The sequence below is a fragment of the Kribbella catacumbae DSM 19601 genome (genome assembly GCF_000372465.1).
GTDB lineage: Bacteria > Actinomycetota > Actinomycetes > Propionibacteriales > Kribbellaceae > Kribbella > Kribbella catacumbae.
The window spans coordinates 1-26169 of the sequence record NZ_AQUZ01000045.1; the positions used below are offsets into that span (position 1 = coordinate 1).

The following is a 26169-nucleotide window of genomic DNA, read 5'->3' on the forward strand; positions in this document are numbered from 1 at the left end:
TTCCGCGGCGGCGAACTCGGCGACGGCGGGGCAGCCGGGGCCGCCGTAGACGTGGGCGCGTTCGCCGCCGGGCAGGGAGATGTGGCCGGGGAGGGTGGCGGGGTCGGGGAACAGGTCGGCGAAGTGCTGGCCGAGGCGGAGGATTTCGAGGTCGGCACGGGTGTGCAGGTCGTGCATGGATGCGACCGAGGTGAGTGTCTCGGTCGCGTCCATGTCAGCGATCTCCTTGTCGAACATGTGTTCGATACTACGCTGAGTAGGCGGAAGTCGCAAATCGCGCAGGGCACTCAATGGCCTTGCTGGCAAGGCGATTCAGGAAATTAAGCCAAGAAGAGGTGAGCGCTAACTCCCAGCGGTTCACGCTCCGCGAGCAATGCCTAGGCTGCCGACACCGATGAGCGGCGGCGGATGTACAGATGAGGCGAGCCACTCCGACGTAGCTGTGAAGGTGCCCAGCGGAGGTGCCCTGAGCAGGAGCGTGGATCGATGGAAGCGTTGAGTGCGATCGTGAACAGCAAGCTCGTTGCCGATGAGGTGCGGCACTCCGTCGGCGGGTACGACGAAGTACGGCGTATTGCGGCCGAGGCGCAGCGAGTTCAGCGGCGCAAGCCAAGGGCCAAGCGTCTGTGGAGCGCTCTCCGGCAGAGCGTGACGGTACTGCGCGAGCGGCGATCGTCCACTGGTAAAGAGGTCGTGGAATGCCCCGCCCCGTGACACAGTCCTCCGGTGACTGAAGCAACCAATACTGACCGGGCCGCGATGCTACTGACGGCGTACGACGAGCAGCTGCGCGGCGGCGCCGAGTCGGCCGACGTACCGACCAGCACCGACGGACCGGTGATCCGAGTCGAGTATCCGAACCGCGGATTCGTCAGCTACCGCTCTCTCGAAGGTCTCGACGGCGCTGAGCTCGACGCGTTGATCGCTCGCCAGCGCGACTACTTCGCCGCCAAGGGCGATCCGGTCGAGTGGAAGACCCGTGGACACGACCTGCCGGCCGATCTGCTCGAGCGGCTGACCGCGGCCGGGTTCGTGCCCGAGGAGCGGGAGACCGTGGTGATCGGCGAGAGCGCCGACATCGTGGAGCGGCTGGCCGGTCGCGATTCGGTCGACGGCGTGACGATTCGCCGTACCGGGGACAAGGCCGACTTCGAGCGGATCGCCGCGATGGAGTCGACGGTCTGGAACCAGGACTGGTCCTGGCTGACCGATGACCTGATGAGCCGGCACGCGACCGGCCTGACCGACATCTTCGTCGCGGAGGCGGACGGTGAAGTCGTCTCGGCCGCGTGGGCGGTCTACAAGAAGGACACCGACTTCACTGGCCTGTGGGGTGGCTCGACGCTGGTTGAGTGGCGGGGCAAGGGCATCTACAAGGCACTGGTCGCGGTCCGCGCTGCCCGGGCGCTCGAGCTCGGCTATCGCTACCTCCAGGTAGACGCGAGTGACGACAGCTCGCCGATCCTTCAGCGACTCGGATTCCTGGCCGTCACCACGACTACGCCGTACGTCTACACGCCCGCCAACTGATACACAGGTGGAGTGCACCAACTCCGCGCGCTGGGCATCTCCGCTGAGGCCGAGGCGATCTACCTCGATCTGATGACCCGTGGTGCGCTGGGTGTCGAAGAACTCACTGCGAGTGGTGACATCGCTGCTCTGGAAGGGCCGCTGAGCGAACTGGCCGCGATCGGCCTGGTGGAGCGTGCCGATGGCAAGGTACTGCCGCAGCCGCCGCACCTGGCCATGGAGGCGCTCGCCCAGCGGCATACCAGAGAAGCCGATCTCGCACGAGAGAGCGCTGCCTTGCTCTCCGAGCTGTGGACTGCCGGCATCGGTCAGCAGACGTACGTCGAGTTGCTGCCGTCCGCCGAGGCGGCGCGGGCGGTCCTCAATCACGTGCAGGTCGATGCGCAGCAGCAGGTCCGGGCGATGACGGTGGGCAATCTGGCCTCTCCGGATCATCAGATCGTCGAGGGGTTGTTCGAGGCGCTCGCCCGCGGCGTAACGTACGAGGTGATCTACGGGACGCGTGTGCTGCAGGATCCGGCCGCGCTCCGGATGGTTCAGCTGTGCGTCGACGGCGGTGAGCAGGCCCGGGTCTTCCCGCAGGTGCCGCTCAACCTGACCATCGTCGACGACCGCTGGGCACTGCTCTCGGCGCGAACGACCGTCGGCGAAGTCACCAGTACTGCGGCCATGGTGGTGCACCACTCGCCGTTCCTGACCGGCCTGGTCGGGGTCTTCGACGCGTTCTGGCGGATGGCCGTACCGATCACCAGCGGGACCGACACGAGCGACGCGGTCGGAGCTCCGTCGCTGGAGACGAAACGGTTGCTGACCTATCTGAGCGCCGGGTTGACGGATGAGTCGATCGCCCGCGAGTTCGGGGTCAGCGAGCGGACGATCGCGCGCCGGATCAGCCGGTTGCAGGAGACGCTGGGTGCCCAGACACGGTTCCAGCTCGGAGTACAGGCGTCTCGACAGAAGCTGCTCTAGACCGGAACCTGTCGAGAATGGGAAATCGGCTCCGACGTTGCTGCTGAGCGACCCCGGTAGGGGGACGAACGAGAAGGAGTGGGATCGATGAAGTACATGCTGCTGATGCACTCGAACAAGCAGGGCTGGGACGACATGCCGAACGTGTGGTCGCAGGAGGACCTCGAGGTGATGGTCAAGTGCATGCATGAGCTCAACCAGGAACTGAAGGAGTCCGGTGAACTCGTCGAGGCCCGCGGTCTGACGGGTCCGGACCACATGAAGACGGTGCAGGCGAATGAGGACGGGGAGCCGATCATCACCGACGGCCCGTTCACCGAGACCAAGGAGGTACTGGCCGGCTACTGGGTCGTCGACGTCGCCTCCGAGGAGCGCGTGCTGGAACTCGCTCTCCGCATCTCCCGTACGCCGGGCCCTGGCGGCCGCCCGCTCAACCAGGCGGTCGAGGTCCACCCCGAAGGCGTCGCCCCGGTGTAGTCGCTCACCCAGCGAGGGGCACTTGGAGGTCAGCGCAGCTTTGCGACGACGAGGTCGGCGACAGCGGCCATACCCGCCTCGGTCGGGTGGTAGGGAACACCCCGGCCGAGGCGGAAGCCTGTGGTCCAAGGAGTCGCTGAGCCGACCGCGTGGTCCAGACTGGCCGCCGAGGCGGTGATCAGGTCGGCGCCGGTCTTCTCGGCGGCGGTCGCGAAAGCCTTGGCGAGTCCGTCCGCCATCATCACCACGCTCGGCAGTTGTTCCTCGTTCAGCGGTACGTCGAGACGCGGGCGGGTGGCCGGGCCTGCCACGGTCAGGTAGTCGACGAGCAGGATCCGGCTGCGGGGAGCGCGATCCCGGACCTCGGTGACGATTTCGGCGAGGGAAGCGGCCACCGCGTCGTACTCGGTCTGGTCCTTGAGATAGCTGACCCGGGCCCGGATCCGGTTGGCGACGCGTTTGCCGAGCAGGGTGGCCGGTTTGGCCAGGGTGTTCATCATGCTGCCCCGGATGAAGGTGCCGATGTAGTCGAGATCGTTGCCTCCGGCAGTGATCGTGACGAGTGCCGTATCGGGGCCGACGGCATCGATCTGCGGGGGAGCGCTCTCCTGGTGGTCGCGCAGGATGTTCGCTGTCGTGGCGCCGGAGGACGTCACGTCGGTCAGTTCCAGCCCGAGGGCATCGGCGACCAGGTGGGGATAGTTGCGGCCGGCCTTGAGGCCGGGACCGGCGGCAAAGGAGCTGCCCAAAGAGACATAACGACTGCCAGGGGTGATCACGCACCGGACGATACCTGGCACGATGTTTTGTCACAGCCCACGTGGCTGTCCTGTCTCGGCTCTTGTTTGCACAACCCCTTGCACAGAAAGGAAACCACTATGCGGGAAGCCATTCGGGGAATCCGCCGGGCCGCGCTGGCCGGCGTCGCCGCGGCCGGTCTGGGCCTGGTGCCCGCGGTCGCGGACGCCACCCCCGGTGCCGGCGTCACCGCCAGGATCCTGGCCCAGACGACGGTCGGCGGGAAGGACTATGTGCTGCGCGAGATCACCATCGCTCCAGGCGGTAAGACCGGCTGGCACTACCACGACGGCACGCTCTACGCCTTCGTGAAGCAAGGCACCCTGACCCACTCGGACGCCACCTGTGAGCTCGACGGCCTCTACAAGACCGGTGCAACCTTCACCGAGCCCAGTAACCAGGTCCACATCGGCCGCAACCTCGGCAAGAAGCAGCTGGTGCTTGAGGTCCTCTACGTGAACCCGGCCGGGGCCCCGCTGTCCCAAGACGCGCCCAACCCAGGCTGCGACTTCGAGTGACTTTCTGACCCGAGAGGGCAGGCAATCCCTGCCCTTTCGGGACTCACGACCGGCTACTCGGGCTGAGCAGTCCCGCCCCTCCGGCCGCGGCGACGGGATTGACCGGCATACTCGCGGGGTGAGCGACGTGTTTGGGGTTGGCGGGATTCGGGAGCGGGTGGTGGCTGCTTGGGCGGCCGGGCCGGTTCGGTTCAGGGAGGATGCCAACGCCGAGGAGGATCTGGCGCTTGGTGGCTACCTGGATCGGGTGGTGGTCGAGCTCGCCCAGAACGCGGCGGATGCGGCGGCACGGGCGGGCGTGCCGGGGCGCGTGCAGTTCTCGCTGCGAAGCGGGACGCTGGTCGTCTCCAACACCGGTGCGCCGCTGACTGCCGAGGGGGTCGAGTCGCTCGCAACTCTGCGCGCGTCGGCCAAGCGGGACGACTCGGAGAGCGCTGTCGGACGTTTCGGCGTCGGCTTCTCGGCCGTCCTGGCGGTGACTGACGAGCCGGTGATCCTGTCACGTACCGGTGGCGTCCGGTTCTCCCGCGCTGACACCGCAGCAGTTGTCGCGGAGGCCGGGCAGCAGTCGCCGGGCCTGGAGACCGAGGTACGTCGCCGCGATGGCCAGGTGCCCGTACTACGTCTGCCGTTCGAGGCCGAGGGTGAGCCGCCGGAGGGCTACGACACCGCGGTCATCCTCCCGCTTCGCGATGAGGCAGCGGCCGAGCTGGTACGCCGATTGCTCGACGAGGCCGGCGATGGGTTGCTGCTCGCGTTGCCTGGTCTGGAGCGGATCGAGATCGACGTCGACGGATCGGTGCGCGTGCTCGCCGATGCCGAAGCGCGCTGGTTCGTGCAGCGTGCGGCCGGCGTACTCGAGGAAGACGACAGAGAGCGGTTGCTCGCGGATCGGCCCACCGAGGAACGGTCGCGGCCTTACTGGTCGATCCTGTGGGCTCTGCCCCGCGACGCCGGCACCGAGCCGCCGCGGACGGTGCACGCGCCGACGCCGACGGATGAACCGCTCTCGCTCCCAGCGTTGCTGTTGGCAACTTTCCCGCTCGACCCGTCGAGGCGGCACGTTGCCAACGGCCCCTTGACGGACCGGCTCGTCCAGGAAGCGGCGACGGCCTACGCGGAGCTGCTTCGCAATCGCGCCGAGGACGGTGCGAACGTCCTGCCGCTGGTGCCGACCGGCCTCGCCGCAGGAGCACTAGATCGCGCTCTCCGGGACGCGATCCTCGCCGCGCTGCCCGGTACGCCGATCGTTCGCTCGGTCGAAGACAGCACCTTGCTTCGACCACGTGACGCCGTGGTCGTCGAAGGTTCGGACGATGCGTTCAACACCGTGCTCGCGCCGATCGTGCGCGGGCTGATCGGATCGCCTCGCCAGGACCGGACCGCACTCGATGCCCTGGGCATCCGTCGTCTGGAGCTCGCGGACCTGATCGACCAGCTCGGAGCCGCTGCCGAAGCGGAACCGCCGAGCTGGTGGCGCGACGTCTATGGAGCGCTCTCCGCGATGGTCACCGAACCGCTGCTCCGCGAATCCCTCGGCACCCTTCCTGTCCCGCTGGCCGACGGCAGGCTGGTTCGTGGCGTGCGCGGCCTGCTCCTGCCGGGAGATGAGTTGCCGGCCGGCGTACTGGCGATCTTCGGCGAGTACGGCGTACGGGTGGTGCATCCGGAGGCCGTGCATCCTTCGCTAGAACGCCTGGGAGCGCTACCCATGTCCCCGCGCGCGTTGCTGGAGGACAGCGCCGTGCGTTCGGCGGTGGAGCACTCCGCCGAAGCCGATGACCCCGACGTCATCGCCGATGCCGTGCTGACCGTGGTCGCCGCGGATGTCTCGCAGGCGGAAGGTCTGTGGTGGCTGTCCGACCTCGTACTGCGAGACGCCGACGGCGAACTCGTCCCGGCGAACGCGCTCGTGGTCGCCGGCTCGGACGCGGCCGCCGTGCTCGACGAGGAAGAGGTCGCGACGATCGACCACGCGATCGTCGAGCGCCACGGACTCCCCGCCGTCGAAGCGATCGGCGTACTCAGCTCGCTCGGCACAGTCTCCGCCTCAGACGTGGCACTCGACGAGTTGCCCGAGGCGTTGGCGGATATCGACGGGATCGAGGATTGGGCGTACGACGTGGCGCCGGACGGCTCGCGCTTCGGGGCGACGGTCGGCGAGCTGATCGCGGTCCGGGATCTCGACTGGATCGTGGACGACGCCTGGCCGCGGGTGCTCGAGCTCTTCGGAGCGTCACCCGAGCTGCGTCGCGCGCTGGTCGAACCGGTGCGCGTGGTCGGGCCGGATGATCGCCCGCACGGCGCGGCGTCGTACACGGCGTGGTGGATCAGAGAGCGCGTTCTCCTCGAAGACGGCGAGCCGCTGGCCGGACGGGCCGATCCGGCCGCGGATCCGATCCTGGCCAGCTTCCTCGACAGTGCACCGGCATGGACCGCTCAGCTGGACCCCGAGGTGCGGACCGCGGTCGGTCTCGTGCGAGTGGTCAGCGATCTGGACGCTGCCGGCGTGGAGTTGTTGCTGGACCGGCTCGCGGACCCGGACCGGGAGGTCGAAGAGAGCGCGCTCTTGCGACTCTGGAGTCAGCTGGGGACGCACTCGGCCTATCCGGGCCAGACCCCGGACGACGTTCGGGTGCTGGACGGCAGCGGTCTGACCAAGGTGACGAGTGCAGGCGACGCGGTGGTCGCCGATGCGCCGATGTGGTTGCAGCGTGGCGATCTCGGCGGCTTCGTGGTCGCATCAGGTGCTGCCGCCGATGGCTTGAGCGATCTGCTCGACGTGCCGATGGCGGAAGAAGTTGCCGGGGGCAAGATTGACGGCGACGGGACCGCGGCCGACGTACCGGAGCTGGTGCGTGAGCTGGTGCCGGAGGCGCCGGACACGTGGTGGGAACACGAGGAGCTGATAGTCGACGGCGTCGAGGTCTCCTGGTGGGTGGACGAGGACCGCCGACCACACGCGGCCACCTTCGACGGCCTCGCGAAGGCACTCGCCTGGTCCGCTGGCCGCTGGGATCAACGCCACGTCATCCGCGCCGTCCTCAGCGAACCCGACCGAGCCACCGAACTCCGCATCGACGCCACCTTCGACCAGCCCTAAAGCAGCAGGTCGGTCAACGCCGGATTGTCGATCTCGGCACCGAGGAGCCGGGCTGATGCCGCGGCTGACGAGTCGCCGAGCCGGGCTTGGTGCAGCTTGGCGCGGACCATCAGTTCTCGCATGTCGCAGCGTGCGGCGAGGGCGGCCAGTTGGGTCACGAGTGGTCGCGCGCGTTCCTCGTCGTCGCGGGCCAGCGCCGCAGTACTGGCTGCGTCGAGGACGTGGGCGTGCACCCATTGGTAGCGGTCTGGTTCGCGACTCGAGCGGCTCGCTGCCTGGGCGAGCCACTCCGCGGCGCCAGCGTGGTCACCGCGACCCGCGCTGAGCAGCCCGAGCCCGCGGCCCGCCATCCCTTCCCAGCAAGGGTCATTGAGCTGGCAACCGAGCACCCACGCCTGCTCGAAGCCATCGCTTGCCGCTTCGAGATCGCCGGCGAACAGGTCGAGCTCAGCCATCAACGCCTGCGGCCAGGGCAGAAACGCGATCCACCGCTCACGCCGTACCAGGTCGAGCGTCTCGCGAACGATCGCCGTCGCCTGACTGTGCTCGGCCCGAAGCAAGTGCGCGCGTCCCACGAGCGACAGCGACCACGCTTGCTGCCGGTGATCTCCACACCGCGCGGCCAACTCGACCGACTCGCCGAGTTGCTCGAACGCCGCCGGATAGTCGGCCTGATCCGATGAGTTCATTCCCCGTACTCCGAGAATCGCCGCGTGCTCGTCGTCGGTCTCGGCCAACGCAGCGGCCTTCGCCAGCCAGCTCGCCGCAGTACGGCGACGTCCGGCCTGGACCTCCACGAAGCCGAGCTGACGATGAGCGAGCACCGACGTCGCCCGGTCGCTCGCCTGCTCTGCCACCAGGATTGCTTCGTGCAGGACGATCGCGCCCTCCTCGTCATGCCCGCGCACGGCATGGACGAGTGCACCGCCGAGAGCGGCGAGCGCGCGACCACGCAGTACAGGGTCGTGGCAGTGGTCGGCCTCAGAGACCGCTCTCCGGAGACACTGGATACCCGCATCGACAGCACCTGCGGCGATCGCGGCCCGGCCGGCTTCCAGTTGGCTCGCGGCCGCGGCTCGACCGCCCAGAGGCGGGCCAGCTGTCGAGCCCGGCCCGACCTTCGACGCTTCCCGCAAGGCAGCAGACGCCTCAAGACCCAGCTCACGACGCAACAGGTCTTCACAGACGGCGATCTGGCGGAGCGCGGCCGAGCGATTCCCAGAGATCGCGAGGCTGCGGACCAGTAGTTCGTGGTTGCCTTGTTCGAGTGGGTTCAGCGAGACAGCCTTCGACGCAAAGGGCACGGCGTCGTTCGCTCGTCCTCCGGCGATCAGCGCAACGGCTGTCTGCCGCAAACGCCCTTCGATGGCGGCGGAGAGCCGATGCCGTTCCACCAGCAACCAGGACTCGAACTCAGGGCACGACGCGAGCTCGACGCCTTCGAGCAACTCGCCGTTGAAACCCAGCAGTGGTTGAGGATCAGCGGAGTCCTCCGTGACCACGAGGACGTCCACCGACGTATCCCGGCCGAGCGTGATGACCAGGGGATCGCCGGTGATGACCTCCCCGCCGCCCAGTGCTCGCCGTAGCTCGGCCAGCGACCAGCGCAAGGCCCCGAGCGGGTCGTCGGCGTCGGCGAACAGCAGCTCCGCCAGCCGTCTACGGGTCGGAGGACGTTCTGCCAGGAGGAGGTAGGCGAGCAAAGCCCAGGCCTTGCGCCCGCGCGGCGGTCGCGCCCCAGCGTGTTCGATCGACGGCGGTCCCAGCAGCCGGATCTTCCCCATGTCAGCCCCCTCCCCGAACCTCAGTGTGGCGCACTCGCCTCCCCCCGGCGAGTGCGCCACACTGCGTCAGCGCCTGACGCCGACTGCTTCCAGGTACTCCGCACGCGCCGCGACCGTGCCGTCGTCAGCCCGGTTGTAGCCGCGCGGTACTTCGGCGAGATCGGCCGCGAAGGCGACGAGGTCCTGATCGGACAGCGTCCCGGCGAGGCGCGTGATCGGACCGTAGTACTGGCGGAACCACTCGGAGAAGTGCTCTGCGGAGTGGTACCGGAACACGTACTCGCGCTTGGTCAGGCCGATCCACTCGACCCGGTCGCCGAACAGGCTGGTCAGGTGTTCCTCGGTGCCCCAAAGCGTCGCCGGCTGCACACCGGCCGGCGGTGGCGCCCACTTGCCGACCGTCCGGAACAGGTCGCCGATCATGCCCGTCGGTGTCCAGCTGGCCAGCGCGATCTTGCCGCCGGGCTTCGTAGCACGGACAAGCTCATCCGCGGCCCGCTGGTGATTCGGCGCGAACATCACGCCGACGGTGCTGGCCACCAGGTCGAACGCCGCGTCCGGTACCGGCAGTTGCTCTGCATCGCCTTCCAGGAAGGTCACCGGCAGGTGTTCGGCCGCTGCCCGCTCCCGGCCCTGCGCCAGCAGGTTGACCGCGTAGTCGACCCCGGTCGCGTCGGCGAAGCGTCGTGCAGCCGCCATCGCGACGTTGCCCTGCCCACAGGCGACGTCCAGAACCGCCTGGCCGGCCCGGACATCGGCCGCCTCGACGAGAAGCTCGGCGATGATCTGCAGCGTGTTGCCGACCCGCGGATAGTCCCCGGTCTCCCAGCCGGCCCGCTGCTTGGCCTTGATCGCCTCGAAGTCGATCGCCGTGCCCGTCACATCCGTACTCATGCATCCCCCTTGAAGCCGAATGCGCCCCCCAGCCACGCCATCGCGCCCTCCGCGATGTTCTCCCGATCAGAGCGGATCACCGTGTGACAGACCGTGTGACACGGACCAGACAAGGCGGTCCATCGGCCAAGCGCCATCGTTGTCAGAGGTTGGTATATCGACCGAGCTGCGGTTTAAGCGTCGTCAGTGCAACGTTGGAGCCACACTCTTGCCAACGTTGTCATAGCTACTTATAGTCCGAGAAACGTTTCAGACGGTGACCACCGAAGGGAATCATCGTGAACGACGCGCCGCGCCCGCAGTTCGAGAACGTCTCCGACATCGTCCGTCACCAGTTGAGCCGCCGAAGTGTGGTCGGGGGAGGCGCGGCCGCGCTGGCCGGCTTCCTGGCCGCCTGCTCCGGCAACGGCGGGTCGTACTCCGACAAGCCCGCCGACAACAAGCCCGCCGCCACCAAGACGATCCAGATCGGCAAGGCGAACATCCCGACGCCCCGCGACCAGACGGTGACCGTCGGCCAGGTCGAGTACACGGTGTTCGACAGCTTTAACGGGATGATCCCGAACGGCTCGCCCGGCGGTGCCGGGGTGGAGCTGGCCACCGAGCCGTTGTTCTTCCTGAGCTTCGCCACCGGCAAGCTCACGCCGTGGCTGGCGACGGAGTACAGCTACAACAGCGACCACACCGAGCTGACGCTGAAGTTCGATCCGAAGGCTCACTGGAACGACGGCAAGCCGCTGGGTGCCAAGGACTTCAGGTTCACCGTCATGATGCTGAAGGACCGCCCCGACCTGTTCGGCGGTGGTGGCGAGCTGAAGGACTTCGTGAAGAGCGTCGAGGTCCCCGACGAGCACACCGCAGTGGTCAAGCTGCTCAAGCCGACGCCGCGGCTGCACTACAACTTCATCGCGGCGGTCTCCGGCGCATCGGTCAACCTGATGCCCGAGCACATCTGGAAGTCGCAGGATCCGACGAAGTACAAGGACAACCCGCCGGTCCGGTCGGGCCCGTACAAGCTGAAGCAGGCGATCCGGAACCAGAAGATGTTCGTCTGGGAGAAGGACCCGAACTACTGGAATAAGGACAAGCTCGACGTCAAGGCGCAGTACGTGATCTTCCAGAGCATGTCGAAGCAGGGCGACCAGGCGTCGCTGGCGTTCGAGCGAGCCGAGTTCGACGTCGGCTCGATCGATGCGCAGCACGCCAAGCAGCTGAGTAACGCCGGCTACCCGAACCTGCAGACGACGCAGTTCCACGACCCGAACCCGCGCGTTCTGTGGCTGAACTGCGACCCGGCCCGGGGCGTGGCGGCGGAGCCGAAGATGCGCTGGGCGATCAACTACTGCCTGGATCGGGAGAAGATCGGCAAGTCGGTGTGGCAGGTCGAGGTACCGCCCGCGATCTATCCGTGGGCCGACTACCCGACCAATGACAAGTGGAAGAACGAAGACCTCGCGAACAAGTACAAGTTCGAGTACAGCCTGGAGAAGGCGACCGCGCTGCTGGACGAGATCTGCCCGAAGAACCCGGCCGGCAAGCGGATGTACAAGGGCAAGGAGGTCAATCTCGAGATCATCACTCCGGCGCAGAAGGACAAGGACGAGTACGCCATCGCCGACGTGCTGAAGACCGACCTGGCCAAGGTCGGCGTACCGGCCACCTTGCGGAGTCTGTCCGGCAGCGTGCACGACGAGAAGTTTCAGCGCGGTGAGTACGACATCGACTCCAGCTGGGCCGGGTTCGCGATCGACCCGCAGCAGCTGTACACCGACTGGGAGAGCAGCAAGGCGCAACCGATCGGCAAGAACGCCGCCCGCAAGAACAAGATGCGCTTCCGGGACCCGAAGTTCGACGAGATCTCCCAGCAGCTGGCCGGGATGGACCCGAACAGCGAGGAGGCCAAGCCGCTGCTCGACCAGTCGCTGGAGATCTACTTCCAGAAGCTTCCGCTGCTCCCGGTGATCCAGACCGGGTACCCGCAGTTCTTCAACACCGCGTTCTGGACCGGCTGGCCGACCGATGACGACCTCTACGAGGTGCCGCTGAACTGGTGGCCGCACTTCATCTTCGTGCTCGCCAAGCTCAAGGCCACCGGGCAGAAAGGGCCGGCGTGACCGCTGAAGCGCCGCCGGTGGTTGCCGTGGACAAGGAGGAGCAGGTCTCCGCACCCCGGCCCAGGGTACGGGCCTGGCTGTCCCGACATCCGCTCGCGGCGTACGCGATCCGCCGGCTCGGGCTGTACGTGGTGGAGCTGTGGGGAGCCCTCACCATCGCGTTCTTCTTCTTCCGGCTGATGCCCGGCGACCCGATCAACACGCTGATCCAGAGTCTGCAGCAGAACTACATCTACAACCAGCAGGCCAGCGCCGAGATCATCGCCCGGTACCAGCACGAGTTCGGGCTCGAGGGCAACCTACTCTCGCAGTACCTGAGGTACATGGACAGACTCGTTCTGCACGGCGATCTCGGGCCGTCGCTGATCAACTACCCGACGCCGGCGCAGGACGTGATCCTGCGGGCGTTGCCGTGGACGATCGGGCTGCTCGGCATCTCGGCGGTGCTGTCCTGGGTGATCGGTATCGTCGTCGGTGCGATCGCCGGCTGGCGGCGCGGCAAGGCCGGCTCGGCGATCATCACCAACCTGTCGATCGCGCTGGCCCACGTGCCCTTCTTCTTCGTCGCGCTGATCCTGGTCTACGTCTTCGCCTACACCCTCGGGTGGTTGCCGGCCCGATCGGCCTACGACTCCAGCATCAGTCCGGGACTGTCGGCCGACTTCATCGGCAGTGTGCTGAAGTACGGTCTGTTGCCCGGGTTGTCGATCGTCGGGATCGGTGCGATGGGCTGGATCCTGTCGACGCGGATGCTGATGGTCCCGGTCCTCGGCGAGGACTACCTGGTGTACGCCGAGGCGAAGGGCCTCAAGCCGTGGCGGATCCTGACCCGCTACGCGTTGCGCAACTGCTACCTGCCCCAGGTGACCGCGTTCGGTATCTCGCTCGGCTTCATCTTCAACGGCAACGTGCTGGTGGAGCAGCTGTTCAACTATCCCGGTCTCGGCACGACCCTGGTGACCGCGATCCAGCAGCTCGACTTCAACACCATCCTCGGCGTCACGAACGTGGCGATCTTCTCCGTACTGACCGCGGTCCTTCTGCTGGACCTCCTTCTCCCGTTGCTTGACCCTCGGGTCAAGTACTGGAAGTAGTGGCGATGAGAATCCTCAATGCGGTACTTCGCACCGTCCGGAACAGTGGTCGTCTCGCAACCGGTCTGGTGATCCTCGCCGTCATGGTGTTGCTGGCGTTGCTGAGTCCGTTGATCGTTCAGTGGATCGGCGGTGGAACGGACCCGATCGAGGTGGCGGCGTACGAGAAGTGGCTGGTGCCGTCTGGGGATCATGTGCTGGGCACCGATCAGTTCGGCCGGGATGTGCTGGCGATGGTGCTGAGTGCGCTCTCGGTGTCGCTGCAGATCGGTGCGATCGCCGGTGTGATCTCGACCGTCGTCGGTGTGGTCGTCGCGTTCGTGGCCGGCTACAAGGGCGGCTGGATCGACAACGTGCTCTCGACGTTCACCGGGATCCTGCTGGTGATCCCGACGTTCCCGTTGCTGATCGCGCTCTCGGCGTACGCCAAGAACGTGAGTCTCTTCCAGGTCGGCGTGATGATCTCGATCTTCTCCTGGCCGTTCGCGGCCAAGACGATCCGTTCCCAGGTGCTCAGCCTGCGTTCCCGCCCGTACGTCGATCTGGCCCGGGTCAGCAAGGCCCGGGACCTGGAGATCATCACGACCGAGCTGCTGCCGAACCTGCTGCCGTTCATCGGCGTCGGATTCGCCTCGTCGGCACTCGGCGCGATCTTCGGGCTGGTCGGCCTGGAGGTGATCGGTCTCGGTCCTGGTGGCGTGATCGACCTCGGGCAGATCATCTTCAACGCGATCAACACCGGCGCGCTGACGCTCGGCGCCTGGCCGATGTTCGTCGTACCGATCGTGTTGCTGACGCTGCTGTTCGCGGCGCTGAACATGATCAACATCGGCCTCGAAGAGGTCTACAACCCGCGGCTGAGAGGAGTGGCCGGTGAGTGAGGAGACCGTGCTGGAGGTGTCCGGCCTGGAGGTCGTGTACTCGACCAGCAAGGGCGACGTGAAGGCCGTGGAGGAGCTGGACCTGTCCGTCCGCCGCGGCGAGATCCTCGGCATCGCGGGGGAGTCGGGCAGCGGCAAGTCCACCCTCGCGGTGGCGCTGCTGCGGCTGCTCAAGCCGCCGGGCAAGGTGACGGCCGGGTCGGCGATCTTCCATCGCAAGGGCGGATCGCCGGTCGACTTGCTCAAGGTGCGCGGCGAGGAACTCCGGGTACTGCGCTGGAGCGCGCTCTCCTATCTCCCGCAGGGCTCGATGAACTCGCTCAACCCGGTGATGCGCGTCGAGGACCAGTTCAAGGACGTCATCCTGGAGCACGCCCCGGAACGCAAGGAAACGCTCGCTGACCTGATCGCGCGGTTGCTCGACCAGGTCGGCCTGGAGCCGCGGGTGGCCCGGATGTACCCGCACGAGCTGTCCGGCGGGATGAAGCAGCGGGTGCTGATGGCGATCTGTGTCGCCCTCGAACCCGACCTGGTGATCGCCGACGAACCGACCACCGCGCTCGACGTGACGATCCAGCGCGTCATCCTGCAGAGCCTCGCCGACCTCCGCCACGACTTCGGCGTCACGCTGATGGTGATCTCGCACGACATGGGAGTGCACGCCCAGCTCGCCGACCGGGTCGCGGTGATGTACGAGGGCCGGCTGGTGGAGGTCGGGGACGTCCACCAGATCTTCAAGGATCCGCAGCACGACTACACCCGGCAGCTGATCGATTCGATCCCGCGACTCGGAAGGAGAGCATCATGAGCACCGAGAAGGTGATCGAGTTGCGCGAGGTGCAGCAACGCTTCCACGCTCGCGGTACTCCGGACGGCTACCTGACCGCAGTCGCGGACGCCAGCTTCCGGCTCGACGCGGAGCCGCCGCAGGTGGTCAGCCTGGTCGGCCAGAGCGGCAGCGGCAAGAGCACGATCGCGCGCAACGTCCTCGGGTTGCAGAAGCCGACGGCCGGCACGATCACCTACGGCGGCAAGGACATCTTCAAGCTCAACCGCACCGAGTACGACGAGTACCGCCGCAACGTGCAGCCCGTCTTCCAGGACCCGTACTCGATCTTCAACCCGTTCTACCGGGTCGACCGGGTGCTCTGGAAAGCGGTGAAGAAGTTCTCGCTGGCCTCGACCCGTGAGGCCGGCGAGGCCCTGATCGAGGAGTCGCTCCAGGCAGTGAGCCTCGATCCCGGCCGGGTCCTGGGCAGGTACCCGCACCAGCTCTCCGGTGGCCAGCGGCAACGGATCATGCTGGCCCGGATCCACATGCTCCGGCCGGCCTTCGTGATCGCGGACGAGCCGGTCTCCATGCTCGACGCCCAGATCCGCAAGCTGTTCCTCGACATCCTGCTGGACTTCCAGCGCGAGCACGGCATGACGACGCTCTTCATCACCCACGACCTGTCCACGGTCTACTACCTCGGCGGCCAGGTCATGGTGATCACCAAGGGCGAGATCGTCGAACGCGGCCCCGTCGCCGAGGTGATGCACACCCCGAGCCACCCCTACACCCGCCTGCTGCTCGACTCCATCCCGCAACCCGACCCCGATGCCCGCTGGACCACCCGCATCACCGTCAACGAATCCGCCGCCACCCCACCCACCGACACCGCCACCGAAGCCACCCCGATCATCTAGCTGCTTACCCCCCGAGACGCCGACTCGCCCCACCAACATCCGCTGCGGCAACCCACCGATCCGCGAGCGCCTTCCGTGGACCCGCATCTTCGGCGCCTAGCCTGAGTGGACTCACCCGCACTCCGGAGAGATCCGCGTGGGGTCAGCCCATCGCCCTACCAGTGGGCTCACCGGTACTCCGGAGGGTTCGCCCCTCGCCGCGGGGTTCGCCCATTGGTGTACCAGTGGGTGATGCCCGCGGGGCGGAGCGGAGCACACCGATTGCCCGCTGGAGCCCGCCCGGCCGGACCAGCAGCGGTCGCGGTCTGCTCGATGGAGCGTTATCCGACCACTGGCCTGGTAGAGAGCCTCTTGCGAATTGGCTCGGCAGCGGCCGATTGTGTACCGACCGACAGGAAGTAGTCGACCGTTCGGCCGCGCGCCACGCTCACGCAGGCGGCGGCCGGCCGCAGAACCGGCACTACTTCCTGTCGGTCGGGACACAACGCGAACCCCAGACCCATATCCCAACAGGCTCTACAAGGCGCCATCGGCAACAAACCCCGCGATCGGCACCCACAACCCGGCGTACCAGGCATGGATGGGTGGTGTCCTGGCAGGCAGGACGGCATAGGCGGTGCGGATGGATCGGGAGGGTCCGGACGCCCGTGCATACCCATCTCCGGCCAGCAAACGCTTCCCACGGTGTGTCGGGGCATCGGCACGAGGTCGTGCGTGCGCAGCCGTCCGCGGCAAGGCCGCGGCGGCTGCATGGTCGAGCGCCCGACCAGGTGATTCCGTGCCACTGCCTGCGGGTGACTCCTCGACCTACCGCGGGGCCGCACCAGGCTTCGTCGCCTTGGGCGGAGTACCCCGAACCGCTTGACCAACTGGCTTTGGGGTTGACGCCTGAGAAGGCTCGCGGGGAGCGAGAGATTCTGTGAAGCGATTGTTTTAGATGTGGTATCGATCCCATAACCGTTCGGGAACAGAGGTTGCCGAGGGCATCGGGAGATGTTGCCGGGAGCAAATCTGCGGGGCGACGTGCTGATTTCTCGGGGTGGTCCACGGATTGTTTCGGGGGTTTGAAAGGTTTGGAAAAACTTGCAGGTGTGCTCATCTTGACGCATGGGGTGAGGGCTCGGTTACGGTTTGTGAAGTAGCGGTCGAGACGGTGGGACACAGGGGCGAACTGGGCGCCGGCAGTCTGTGGTCCGACCCGAGCCCTGGGGGGCTGTCGGCCGATCGATCCAGCTGAGCTGGTCGAACAATCCATCGAACGGGTGCCGCGTGCACCTGTGCCCGAACCCGCGCCGGCCCACCCGCCGGCCGGACTCGCCTGCCCGAAATGGGTTGGCGCGACACAGTGAACCGCGAACGAATGGTGGTGGGTAGTGTGACTTTGACCGAGCCGGCCTCGTCGAATGTCGACGCCAATGGGCAGCGTCCGCAGCTGAGCCTGGGCACCGCGGCAGCGCGCAATCTGGCGACGACGACCAAGTCCGAGCCGCAGATGCAGGGCATCACTTCACGCTGGTTGCTGAAGCTGCTGCCGTGGGTGGAAGCCAAGGGTGGGGCCTACCGGGTGAACCGCCGGCTCAGTTACGCCGTCGGTGACGGGCGGGTCACCTTCACCACCACGGGATCCGAAGTACGGGTGATTCCACAGGAGCTTTGCGAGCTCGCGCTCCTGCGCAGCTATGACGACGTCGAGGTGCTGTCCGCGCTCGCGGATCGCTTTGTGCAGCAGGAGTTCCAGCCCGGCGACGTGATCGTGGAGCGCGGCCGGCCGGCGGACCAGATCTGCCTGATCGCCCACGGCAAGGTGAACAAGATCGGCGCCGGCAAGTACGGCGACGAGGCGGTGCTGGAAACCCTCGCGGACGGCGATCACTTCACCTACCGGGCGATCCTGGAGTCCGACGACTTCTGGGAGTACACCGTCAAGGCGATCACGCCGTGCACGTTGCTCAGCCTTTCGCAGGAGTCCTTCGAGGAACTCGTCGGTCAGGCCGACAGCCTGCGCCAGCACATCGAGCACTTCCGCAACAGCCCTGAGCGCTCCGAGAACGAGTTCGGTGAGGCGGCCATCGAGATGGCGGCCGGCCACGCGGGGGAGTCCGACCTGCCCGGAACGTACGTCGACTACGAGACGACGCCGCGCGAGTACGAGCTGAGCGTCGCCCAGACCGTACTGCGGGTGCACAGCCGCGTCGCGGATCTCTACAACCACCCGATGGACCAGACCGAGCAGCAGCTCCGGCTGACCATCGAGGCGCTGCGCGAGCGGCAAGAGCACGAGATGGTCAACAACCGCGACTTCGGCCTGCTGCACAACGCGGATCTGAGCATGCGGATCCCGACCCGCAGCGGCCCGCCGACCCCCGGCGACCTGGACGAGCTGCTCAGCCTGGTGTGGAAGGAGCCCGCGTTCTTCCTGGCCCACCCGCGCTCGATCGCGGCGTTCGGGCGGGAGTGCACGAAGGCCGGCATCTACCCCGACAGCATCGATGTCGGCGGTCACCGGCTGCCGGCCTGGCGTGGCGTACCGATCTTCCCGTGCAACAAGCTCGGGATCAGCGAAACCCGGACCAGCTCGATCATGTTGATGCGGACCGGTGAGGACAGCCAGGGCGTGATCGGCCTGCACCAGACCGGCCTGCCGGACGAATACGAGCCGGGGCTGTCGGTGCGGTTCATGAACATCAGCGAGAAGGCGATCATCAACTACCTGGTCAGCGCCTACTACTCGACCGCCGTCCTGGTCCCCGACGCACTCGGCATCCTCGAAGGCGTCGAAATCGGGCGAGAAGGCTAGCCCCGTGGCGCAGCAGCCCTACCAGCTGCCCGACTTCTATGTGCCCTACCCGGCCAGGATCAACCCGAACCTGGAGGGAGCCCGGGCGCACAGCAAGGCCTGGGCCTATGAGTTCGACATGATCGGCGTTCCCCAGCAGGGCAAGGAGATCTGGGACGAGCACGACTTCGACTCCCACGACTACGCGCTGCTGTGCTCCTACACGCATCCTGACGCCACCGGTCCGGCGCTTGATCTGGTGACGGACTGGTATGTCTGGGTCTTCTACTTCGACGATCACTTCCTCGAGCTGTTCAAGAAGACGCAGGACATGGCCGGCGCGAAGGCGTACCTGGATCGGCTGCCCCTGTTCATGCCGGTCGAAGGCCCGATCACGGAAATCCCGCAGAACCCGGTGGAACGCGGTCTCGTGGATCTGTGGAACCGCACCGTGCCGTCGATGTCACCTGGCTGGCGGCGGCGGTTCATCGGTACCACCGAGGCGCTGCTCGCCGAGTCGTTGTGGGAGCTGACCAACATCAGCGCCGGCCGCATCGCCAATCCGATCGAGTACGTCGAGATGCGTCGCAAGGTCGGCGGTGCGCCGTGGTCGGCGAACCTGGTCGAGTACGCCGTCAACGCGGAGGTGCCGACCGCGATCGCCGGGACGCGCCCGATGCAGGTGCTCAGCGACACGTTCTCCGACAGTGTCCATCTGCGCAACGACCTGTTCTCCTACCAGCGCGAGGTGGAGACCGAGGGCGAGGTCAACAACGGCGTACTCGTCGTAGAGCGCTTTCTCGGGTGCAGCCCGCAGGAGGCCGCTGAGCGGGTCAACGACATCCTCACCTCGCGTCTGCACCAGTTCGAGAACACCGCGGTCACCGAGATCCCGCCGTTGCTGGCGGAACACCAGGTCGACCCGCAAGGCCAACTCGACGTACTGAACTACGTGAAAGGCCTGCAGGACTGGCAATCCGGCGGTCATGAGTGGCACCTGCGGTCCAGCCGCTACATGAACAACGGTGGCAAAGCAGCACTCGGAGGACCAACCGGCCTCGGTACATCTGCCGCGCGCATCCTCTCGTCCTTGGTGGCAACGGCGCCACTGCGGATCAGGAGCCACAGCTTCGTGCCACACCAGCCAGTGGGGGAGACCCCGCTGCCGGACATCTACATGCCGTACTCCGCCAAGAGCAGCCCGCATCTCGACGACTCGCGGGCTCACGTGCGGGAGTGGTGCGCGCAGATGGGCATGCTCGACGGCACTGTCTGGGATGCCCGCGCGCTGGAAGCAAACGATCTCCCCTTGTGTGCGTCGGGACTCCATCCCGACGCAACTCTTGAAGCGCTGAACCTGTCTTCGGACTGGCTGGCCTGGGGGACGTACGCCGACGACTACTACCCGGTCGTCTTCGGCCGGACCCGGGACATGGCCGGGGCGAAGGCGACCACCAAGAGGTTGTCCGAGCTCATGCCCGTCGACGGGCCGGCGACGCTGGTTCCGGTCACGGCGCTGGAGCGGAGTCTGGCCGATCTGTGGATCAGGACGGCCGGCCCGATGTCCCTAGATCATCGCCGGGACTTCAAGGCGGCCGTCGACACGATGACGCAGAGCTGGCTGTGGGAGCTGGCCAACCAGTTCCAGAACCGGATCCCCGATCCGGTCGACTACATCGAGATGCGCCGGCGGACCTTCGGGTCGGACCTCACGATGAGCCTGTGCCGGATCGGGCACGGTCGCACGGTGCCGCCGGAGATCTACCGGTCCCGGCCGATCCGGGCGATGGAGAATGCCGCCGCCGACTATGCCGCCCTGCTGAACGACGTCTTCTCGTACCAGAAGGAGATCCAGTTCGAGGGCGAGTTCCACAACGCGGTGATGGTCGTGCAGAACTTCCTCGGCTGCGACCGGGACCAGGCGCTCGGGCTGGTGAACGACCTGATGACGGCGCGGATGGAGCAGTTCGAGCAGTTGGTGGCGGTCGACCTGCCGACGCTGTTCACCGACTTCGGTCTCGACGACGACGTCCGGCGCACGCTCACCGGCTACGCCGAGGAGCTGCAGAACTGGATGTCCGGCATCCTCGCCTGGCATGCCGGCTGCCATCGCTACCGGGAAGCGGATCTGCTGGAACGGGCTGCTCAGCCCGTCACCCGGCCGGTGGCCGTCTTGGGTGGTCCTTCCGGATTGGGTACCTCGGCCGCGCGTCTCCCTAGACCCAGGCAACTCGTTGGTGCGCAGAGATTGGACGGTGCATTGTGACGGCGATCGATCAGGACAAGCCTCAGCTGAGTCTTGGAACCGAGGCCGCCAGGCAGCTGGCGAGCACCACCAAGTCCGTACCGCAGATGCAGGGCATCTCGCCACGGTGGTTGCTCAAAATGCTGCCCTGGGTGGAGACCCAGGGCGGTGTCTACCGGGTCAACCGCCGGACCAGCTTCGCGGTCGGTGACGGCCGGCTGAGCTTCTCGGCCACGGGTGCGGAGGTCCGGGTGATCCCGGCCGAGCTGACCGAGCTGCCGCCGCTGCGCGACTTCGCCGACGACGAGGTGCTGACCGCGTTGGCGGACCGGTTCTACCAGCAGGAGTACCAGCCGGGCGAGGTCGTCGCGGAGTTCGGCAGCCGGGTCGACGACGTAGTACTGGTTGCCCACGGCAAGATCAGCAAGATCGGCATCGGCCAGTACGGCGACGGCACCGATCTCGGGACCGTTGCCGATGGCGACTATCTCGGCGAAGGCCTGCTGACCGAGCCGCCGGAGAACCTGTGGGAGTTCACCGCCAAGGCGCTGACCCGGTGCACGGTGCTGAAGCTTCACCGCAACGACTTCAACAATCTGCTGGAGCAGTCCGAGACGTTGCGGCAGCAGCTGGACGACTTCCGGCAGCGTCCACAGCGGGCGCAGAACAAGAACGGCGAGGCGGCGATCGAGGTCGCGTCCGGGCATGCCGGCGAGGACGAGCTGCCCGGCACCTTCGTGGACTACGACCCGGCGCCCCGCGAGTACGAGTTGAGCGTGGCGCAGACGATCCTGCGGGTTCAGACCAGGGTCGCGGATCTCTACAACCAGCCGATGAATCAGACCGAGCAGCAGCTCCGGCTGACCATCGAGGCGCTGCGGGAGCGGCAGGAGTCCGAGCTGATCAACAACCGGGACTTCGGCCTGCTGCACAACGCGGACTTCCAGCAGTGCATCTACACCCGGACCGGCCCGCCGACCCCGGACGACTTCGACGAGTTGCTGACCCGGCGCCGCAAGCCGCGGTTGCTGCTCGCCCATCCGCGCGCCATCGCGGCCTTCGGCCGGGAGTGCACGCGCCGGCACATCCTTCCCGAGACGGTCGAGGTCGAGGGCAAGCGCGTGCAGGCGTGGCGCGGAGTACCGCTGCTGCCCTGCAACAAGATTCCGATCTCGAACACCAACACCACCTCGGTGCTGGTCCTGCGAACGGGGCTCGAGGACGAAGGTGTCGTCGGGCTGCGGCAGACCGGCCTGCCGGACGAGGTCGAGCCCGGCCTGAACGCCCGTTTCATGGGGATCAGCGACAAGGCCGTCACCTCGTACCTGGTCAGCACCTATCACTCGGTGGCCGTGCTCGTCCCGGACGCGCTCGGCGTTCTGGAAAACGTCGAACTCGGTGGATGAGGAGCAATGTCATGTCCACTCTCCAAGAGGCGAGTCAAGCAGCGGGTGCCGGTCGTTCCGCCCAGGAACTCCTGGCCTGGAGCCGCGACCAGGTCGAACCGGCTCTGCGGGCGGCCGTCGGAAGCATGCCGTTGGCAACCCAACGGATCACCAACTACCACTTCGGTTGGGAGGACGAGGAGGGAGTTCCAGTCCACGCGGATGGCGGCAAGGCACTCCGCCCGGCACTGGTTCTGCTAGCTGCTCAAGCCACCGGCGGTACTGCGGAAGCCGGGGTACCCGCAGCGGTAGCGGTGGAGCTGGTGCACAACTTCTCGCTCCTGCACGACGATGTGATGGACTGCGACCTGACCCGGCGGCACCGTGCCACGGCCTGGTCCGTCTTCGGTCTGGGCCCGGCGATCCTGGCCGGTGACGCGCTGCTCAGCCTGGCGTTCGAAGTACTGGTTGACAGCGGCAACCATCGGGCGGACCAAGCGTCCAGGATGCTCGGCGCCGCCGTGCAGGAGCTGGTCGACGGGCAACTGGCCGACTCGCATTTCGAGACTCGCAACGATGTCGTGTTGTCCGAGTGCGTCCGGATGGCTCAGCTCAAGACGGGCGCGTTGCTGGGGTGCTCGACGGCACTCGGTGCACTCTTCGGCGGCGGCACGTCCGAGCAGGTCGACCACCTGCGGCTGTACGGCGAGGATCTAGGGCTCGCCTACCAGTACGTCGACGATCTGCTGGGGATCTGGGGAGACCCCAAGGTCACCGGGAAGCCGGTCCACTCGGACCTGCGCCGGCGGAAGAAGTCGCTGCCCGCGGTGTCGGCACTTACATCGGGCACTGATGCCGGTCGCGAGCTGGCGACGCTGTATCAGCGCAAGGAGGATCTGTCCGACGACGAACTGGCGTACGCGGCGGACCTGATCGAGACGACCGGAGCGCGCGAGCAGAGCCAGTTGCAGGCCGACGCGTTGCTGACTTCCGCACTGGGAGAACTGGCGTCAGCCCGTGCGCTCGAACCGGCCGCGGCCGAATTGGAGCAATTGGCCCGGCTGGCCACTCGCCGTGATCGCTGAAGGGGGGAACGATGACGACACGCACCATCCTGCTGGCTTCGCCACGCTCGTTCTGCGCGGGTGTGGAGCGGGCCATCGAAGTGGTCGAGCAGTTGCTCGCCCAGCGCAGCCATCCGATCTATGTGCGCAAGCAGATCGTGCACAACACCCATGTGGTCGCCGATCTGGAGAACCGCGGCGCCGTCTTCGTCGACGAGCTGGACGCCGTACCGGACGGGGCCACCGTCGTCTTCTCGGCGCACGGAGTATCCCCGGCGGTCCGTGATGAGGCGGATCGCCGGGGTCTGGACGTGATCGACGCGACCTGCCCACTCGTCACCAAGGTGCACGCCGAGGCACGCCGGTACGCCGCTCGCGGGGACACCGTGATCCTGATCGGGCACGCGGGACATGAAGAGGTCGAGGGGACGATGGGGGAGGCCCTGGAGCAGACCCTGCTGGTGGAGACCGTCGAGGACGTCGCGCGGCTGGAGGTCGAGGATCCGACCCGCGTCTCGTACCTGACCCAGACCACGCTGGCGGTGGACGAGACGACGGCCATCTTGGATGCCTTGCGCAACAAGTTCCGTGGGCTCAGAGGGCCTTCCGAAGCCGACATCTGTTACGCCACGACCAATCGGCAGGAAGCGCTCGCGGCAATCGCGGCGGAGTCCGACCTGGTCCTGGTGGTCGGCTCGACCAACTCGTCCAACTCGCGCCGGCTGGTAGAACTCGCCCACAAGCACGGCACCCCGGCGTACCTGATCGATGACGCGTCGGGAGTCGAAGTCGACTGGCTTGCCGGGGTGCGCGTCATCGGGCTGACGGCCGGCGCGTCGGCGCCACCGCGTTTGGTGGACGGAGTGATCGACTGGCTGCGGGAGTTCGGTCCGGTCGACGTGGTCGAACGAGAGATCACCCGGGAGACGATCCACTTCACCCTGCCGTCGGCGGTGAGGCGAGCATGACGGCCATCCAGCTGGGCCTTCCCGAAGTACCGGTACCGCGGCGCAGGTCCCGGGCCATGATGGTCGGGAGCGTGCCGGTCGGTGGTGGGGCGCCGGTGTCCGTGCAGTCGATGACGACGACTCCGACCTCAGACGTCGAAGCCACCTTGCGGCAGATCGCCGAGCTGACTGCGGCCGGGTGCCAGATCGTGCGGGTGGCGGTGCCGTCGCAGGACGATGCCGACGCGTTGCCGGCGATCGCCTCGAAGTCGAGTATCCCGGTGATTGCCGACATCCATTTCCAGCCGCGCTATGTGTTCGCCGCGATCGATGCGGGGTGTGCGGCGGTCCGGGTGAACCCGGGCAACATCAAGAAGTTCGACGACAAGATCGCGGAGATCGCGCGGGCGGCATCGGCTGCGGGGGTACCGATTCGGATCGGCGTGAATGCGGGATCGCTGGACCAGCGGCAGCTGGCGAAGTACGGGAAAGCCACTCCGGCGGCGCTGGTGGAGTCGGCGCTGTGGGAGTGCTCGCTGTTCGAGGAGCACGGGTTCACCGATCTGAAGTTGTCGGTGAAACACCATGACCCGTTGGTGATGATGGCCGCCTATCGCGAACTGGCGAGGCGGTGTGACTATCCGTTGCACCTCGGCGTGACCGAAGCCGGGCCGCTGTTCCAGGGGACGATCAAGTCGGCCGTCGCGTTCGGCGTCCTGCTGGCGGAGGGGATCGGGGACACGATCCGGGTGTCGCTGTCGGCGCCTCCGGTCGAGGAGGTCAAGGTCGGGATCGGGATCCTCGAGTCGCTCGGGTTGCGGCCGCGCCGGCTGGAGATCGTCTCCTGTCCGTCCTGCGGCCGCGCGCAGGTGGATGTCTACAAGCTCGCCGAGCAGGTGACGGCCGCGTTCGAAGGGTTTCCGGTGCCGTTGCGGGTGGCGGTGATGGGGTGTGTGGTCAACGGTCCGGGGGAGGCCCGGGAGGCCGACCTCGGCGTCTCTTCGGGGAACGGCAAGGGGCAGATCTTCGTCAAGGGCGAGATCGTCCGGACCGTACCGGAGAGCCAGATCGTCGAGGCGCTGCTCGAAGAGGCGATGAGTCACGAGTGGCCGGCGGACAAGCAGGGGGACGGATGAATCTTTTTCTGACCGGGCTGTTCTGGATCGTCGGGGTGATGGTGTTGACCGCGGTGCTGGCCGTAGTCCTGCGCCGGGCCCGGCAGCGCGAGGGCCGGGAGGCGAACAACGAGGTCGCCGGGCAGGTCTTCACCGTTGTCGGCGGCGTGAACGTGGTGATCGCGGCCTTCGTGCTGATCTCCTTGTTCGACGCGATGGACAAGGCGCAGGACACGACGTACGAGGAAGCGAACGCGCTCGTCGCGGTGCAGTGGGCCAGCGAGTCGCTGGCCGAGCCGGCCCGGTCGAAGGTGCAGAAGCTGACCACTGAGTACGCGACGGTGGTGTCCGAACAGGAGTGGCCGGACATGCAGGCGGGCCGGACGGTCGGGGCCGAGGGCTGGACGCTGCTGTCCACCTTGCAGGACACGGTCGAGCGGGCGAAGACGACCACCGAGCGGCAGGAGAACAGCCGGGTCGCCGCGACCGGCCAGATCTGGACCGTCTACGAGGCAAGGCAGGTACGGCTGAACTCGAGCGGTAGCGGGGTGAGCGGGGTCGTCTGGTTCGCGATCCTGGTCGGCAGCCTGATGTCGGTGGCGCTGATGTTCATGTTCGGCGGACCGGGGCTCTACTCGTACGCGATCATCGTGTCGATGCTGTCGGGGGCGATCGGGCTGCTGATGTTCGCGATCTACCAGTTGCAGAACCCGTTCAGCGGTGGCGCGAGTGTCGGCCCGGACGCGTTCGTGTCCGCACTGGCCAGGCTGAGTCACGGCGGTTGAC

Annotated in this window: 21 protein-coding genes and 1 pseudogene; 18 read left to right on the forward strand and 4 right to left on the reverse strand. The window is 66.9% G+C overall.

The window, feature by feature from the left end:
- Positions 1–237 (reverse strand): annotated as a pseudogene (locus A3ES_RS49345) (hypothetical protein); the annotation flags it as partial.
- A 249-nt stretch (positions 238–486) separates the two neighbouring features.
- Between A3ES_RS49345 and A3ES_RS0133610 the strand changes: the two are divergent.
- From A3ES_RS0133610 to A3ES_RS0133625, 4 genes are all read left to right on the forward strand, one after another.
- On the forward strand, positions 487–714 hold the full coding sequence (locus tag A3ES_RS0133610) for a hypothetical protein (protein WP_020391239.1): 228 nt from the start codon (positions 487–489) through the stop codon (positions 712–714).
- A 12-nt stretch (positions 715–726) separates the two neighbouring features.
- Complete coding sequence (locus tag A3ES_RS0133615; RefSeq protein ID WP_202806653.1) at positions 727–1530, forward strand: GNAT family N-acetyltransferase; 804 nt, start codon at positions 727–729, stop codon at positions 1528–1530.
- Between the two features lie 12 nt (positions 1531–1542).
- Positions 1543–2499 carry a helix-turn-helix domain-containing protein gene (locus A3ES_RS49350; RefSeq protein ID WP_020391241.1) on the forward strand — a complete coding sequence of 319 codons (957 nt, stop codon included), beginning with the start codon at positions 1543–1545 and terminating at the stop codon, positions 2497–2499.
- 87 nt (positions 2500–2586) lie between these two features.
- The gene (locus tag A3ES_RS0133625; RefSeq protein WP_020391242.1) at positions 2587–2976 is read left to right on the forward strand and encodes a YciI family protein; all 390 of its coding nucleotides are present in this window, start codon (positions 2587–2589) and stop codon (positions 2974–2976) included.
- 29 nt (positions 2977–3005) lie between these two features.
- Here the strand turns inward: A3ES_RS0133625 and A3ES_RS0133630 are convergent, their stop codons facing one another.
- Positions 3006–3755, reverse strand: coding sequence for an SGNH/GDSL hydrolase family protein (locus A3ES_RS0133630; RefSeq protein WP_026163454.1), 750 nt, complete (start codon positions 3753–3755; stop codon positions 3006–3008).
- Positions 3756–3854: 99 nt separating this feature from the next.
- On the opposite strand from A3ES_RS0133630, the gene A3ES_RS0133635 reads away from it, so the two are divergent.
- Together A3ES_RS0133635 and A3ES_RS0133640 are read left to right on the forward strand one after the other, a co-directional pair.
- On the forward strand, positions 3855–4292 hold the full coding sequence (locus tag A3ES_RS0133635; RefSeq protein WP_020391244.1) for a cupin domain-containing protein: 438 nt from the start codon (positions 3855–3857) through the stop codon (positions 4290–4292).
- Between the two features lie 118 nt (positions 4293–4410).
- Entirely contained in the window at positions 4411–7395 is a 2985-nt protein-coding gene (locus A3ES_RS0133640) for a sacsin N-terminal ATP-binding-like domain-containing protein (RefSeq protein ID WP_202806654.1), read from the forward strand.
- On the opposite strand, the gene A3ES_RS0133645 is transcribed toward A3ES_RS0133640, so the two are convergent.
- Both A3ES_RS0133645 and A3ES_RS0133650 read right to left on the reverse strand, forming a co-directional pair.
- Complete coding sequence (locus A3ES_RS0133645) at positions 7392–9179, reverse strand: AfsR/SARP family transcriptional regulator (RefSeq protein ID WP_020391246.1); 1788 nt, start codon at positions 9177–9179, stop codon at positions 7392–7394. The two genes, A3ES_RS0133640 and A3ES_RS0133645, sit on opposite strands and share 4 nt — an antisense overlap.
- 66 nt (positions 9180–9245) lie before the next feature.
- Positions 9246–10073 (reverse strand): class I SAM-dependent methyltransferase, encoded by an 828-nt coding sequence (locus A3ES_RS0133650; protein ID WP_026163456.1) that lies wholly within the window; start codon positions 10071–10073, stop codon positions 9246–9248.
- Between the two features lie 278 nt (positions 10074–10351).
- On the opposite strand from A3ES_RS0133650, the gene A3ES_RS0133655 reads away from it, so the two are divergent.
- From A3ES_RS0133655 to A3ES_RS0133710, 12 genes are all read left to right on the forward strand, one after another.
- A complete protein-coding gene (locus tag A3ES_RS0133655) occupies positions 10352–12187 on the forward strand; it encodes an ABC transporter substrate-binding protein (protein ID WP_020391248.1) in 1836 nt (611 codons plus the stop codon).
- Positions 12184–13281 carry an ABC transporter permease gene (locus tag A3ES_RS0133660; protein ID WP_020391249.1) on the forward strand — a complete coding sequence of 366 codons (1098 nt, stop codon included), beginning with the start codon at positions 12184–12186 and terminating at the stop codon, positions 13279–13281. Before A3ES_RS0133655 ends, A3ES_RS0133660 begins: the two co-directional genes overlap by 4 nt.
- Before the next feature lie 5 nt (positions 13282–13286).
- Complete coding sequence (locus tag A3ES_RS0133665) at positions 13287–14162, forward strand: ABC transporter permease (RefSeq protein ID WP_040456221.1); 876 nt, start codon at positions 13287–13289, stop codon at positions 14160–14162.
- Entirely contained in the window at positions 14155–14970 is an 816-nt protein-coding gene (locus A3ES_RS0133670) for an ABC transporter ATP-binding protein (RefSeq protein WP_020391251.1), read from the forward strand. Before A3ES_RS0133665 ends, A3ES_RS0133670 begins: the two co-directional genes overlap by 8 nt.
- On the forward strand, positions 14967–15851 hold the full coding sequence (locus tag A3ES_RS49355) for an ABC transporter ATP-binding protein (RefSeq protein WP_020391252.1): 885 nt from the start codon (positions 14967–14969) through the stop codon (positions 15849–15851). Before A3ES_RS0133670 ends, A3ES_RS49355 begins: the two co-directional genes overlap by 4 nt.
- A gap of 1375 nt (positions 15852–17226) precedes the next feature.
- Entirely contained in the window at positions 17227–18648 is a 1422-nt protein-coding gene (locus A3ES_RS0133680) for a family 2B encapsulin nanocompartment shell protein (RefSeq protein WP_237745139.1), read from the forward strand.
- A 4-nt stretch (positions 18649–18652) separates the two neighbouring features.
- Complete coding sequence (locus A3ES_RS49360) at positions 18653–20893, forward strand: terpene synthase family protein (protein WP_020391254.1); 2241 nt, start codon at positions 18653–18655, stop codon at positions 20891–20893.
- Positions 20890–22278, forward strand: coding sequence for a family 2B encapsulin nanocompartment shell protein (locus tag A3ES_RS0133690; RefSeq protein WP_020391255.1), 1389 nt, complete (start codon positions 20890–20892; stop codon positions 22276–22278). Before A3ES_RS49360 ends, A3ES_RS0133690 begins: the two co-directional genes overlap by 4 nt.
- Positions 22279–22289: 11 nt before the next feature.
- On the forward strand, positions 22290–23342 hold the full coding sequence (locus tag A3ES_RS0133695; RefSeq protein ID WP_020391256.1) for a family 2 encapsulin nanocompartment cargo protein polyprenyl transferase: 1053 nt from the start codon (positions 22290–22292) through the stop codon (positions 23340–23342).
- A gap of 11 nt (positions 23343–23353) precedes the next feature.
- Entirely contained in the window at positions 23354–24289 is a 936-nt protein-coding gene (ispH, locus tag A3ES_RS0133700) for a 4-hydroxy-3-methylbut-2-enyl diphosphate reductase (RefSeq protein WP_020391257.1), read from the forward strand.
- A complete protein-coding gene (ispG, locus tag A3ES_RS0133705) occupies positions 24286–25404 on the forward strand; it encodes a flavodoxin-dependent (E)-4-hydroxy-3-methylbut-2-enyl-diphosphate synthase (protein WP_020391258.1) in 1119 nt (372 codons plus the stop codon). The genes ispH and ispG overlap by 4 nt, the downstream gene beginning before the upstream one ends.
- Positions 25401–26168, forward strand: coding sequence for a bestrophin-like domain (locus A3ES_RS0133710; RefSeq protein WP_020391259.1), 768 nt, complete (start codon positions 25401–25403; stop codon positions 26166–26168). The genes ispG and A3ES_RS0133710 overlap by 4 nt, the downstream gene beginning before the upstream one ends.
- Position 26169 lies beyond the last annotated feature (1 nt).

What these genes read in the sequence shown, in the direction of transcription:
- ispH (WP_020391257.1), top strand. Translation starts at nt 23,354, where the DNA reads ATGACGACACGCACCATCCTGCTGGCTTCGCCACGCTCGTTCTGCGCG.
- A3ES_RS0133650 (WP_026163456.1), bottom strand. Translation starts at nt 10,073, where the DNA reads ATGAGTACGGATGTGACGGGCACGGCGATCGACTTCGAGGCGATCAAG.
- A3ES_RS0133625 (WP_020391242.1), top strand. Translation starts at nt 2,587, where the DNA reads ATGAAGTACATGCTGCTGATGCACTCGAACAAGCAGGGCTGGGACGAC.
- A3ES_RS0133610 (WP_020391239.1), top strand. Translation starts at nt 487, where the DNA reads ATGGAAGCGTTGAGTGCGATCGTGAACAGCAAGCTCGTTGCCGATGAG.
- A3ES_RS0133665 (WP_040456221.1), top strand. Translation starts at nt 13,287, where the DNA reads ATGAGAATCCTCAATGCGGTACTTCGCACCGTCCGGAACAGTGGTCGT.
- ispG (WP_020391258.1), top strand. Translation starts at nt 24,286, where the DNA reads ATGACGGCCATCCAGCTGGGCCTTCCCGAAGTACCGGTACCGCGGCGC.
- A3ES_RS0133695 (WP_020391256.1), top strand. Translation starts at nt 22,290, where the DNA reads ATGTCCACTCTCCAAGAGGCGAGTCAAGCAGCGGGTGCCGGTCGTTCC.
- A3ES_RS0133635 (WP_020391244.1), top strand. Translation starts at nt 3,855, where the DNA reads ATGCGGGAAGCCATTCGGGGAATCCGCCGGGCCGCGCTGGCCGGCGTC.
- A3ES_RS0133645 (WP_020391246.1), bottom strand. Translation starts at nt 9,179, where the DNA reads ATGGGGAAGATCCGGCTGCTGGGACCGCCGTCGATCGAACACGCTGGG.
- A3ES_RS0133710 (WP_020391259.1), top strand. Translation starts at nt 25,401, where the DNA reads ATGAATCTTTTTCTGACCGGGCTGTTCTGGATCGTCGGGGTGATGGTG.
- A3ES_RS49355 (WP_020391252.1), top strand. Translation starts at nt 14,967, where the DNA reads ATGAGCACCGAGAAGGTGATCGAGTTGCGCGAGGTGCAGCAACGCTTC.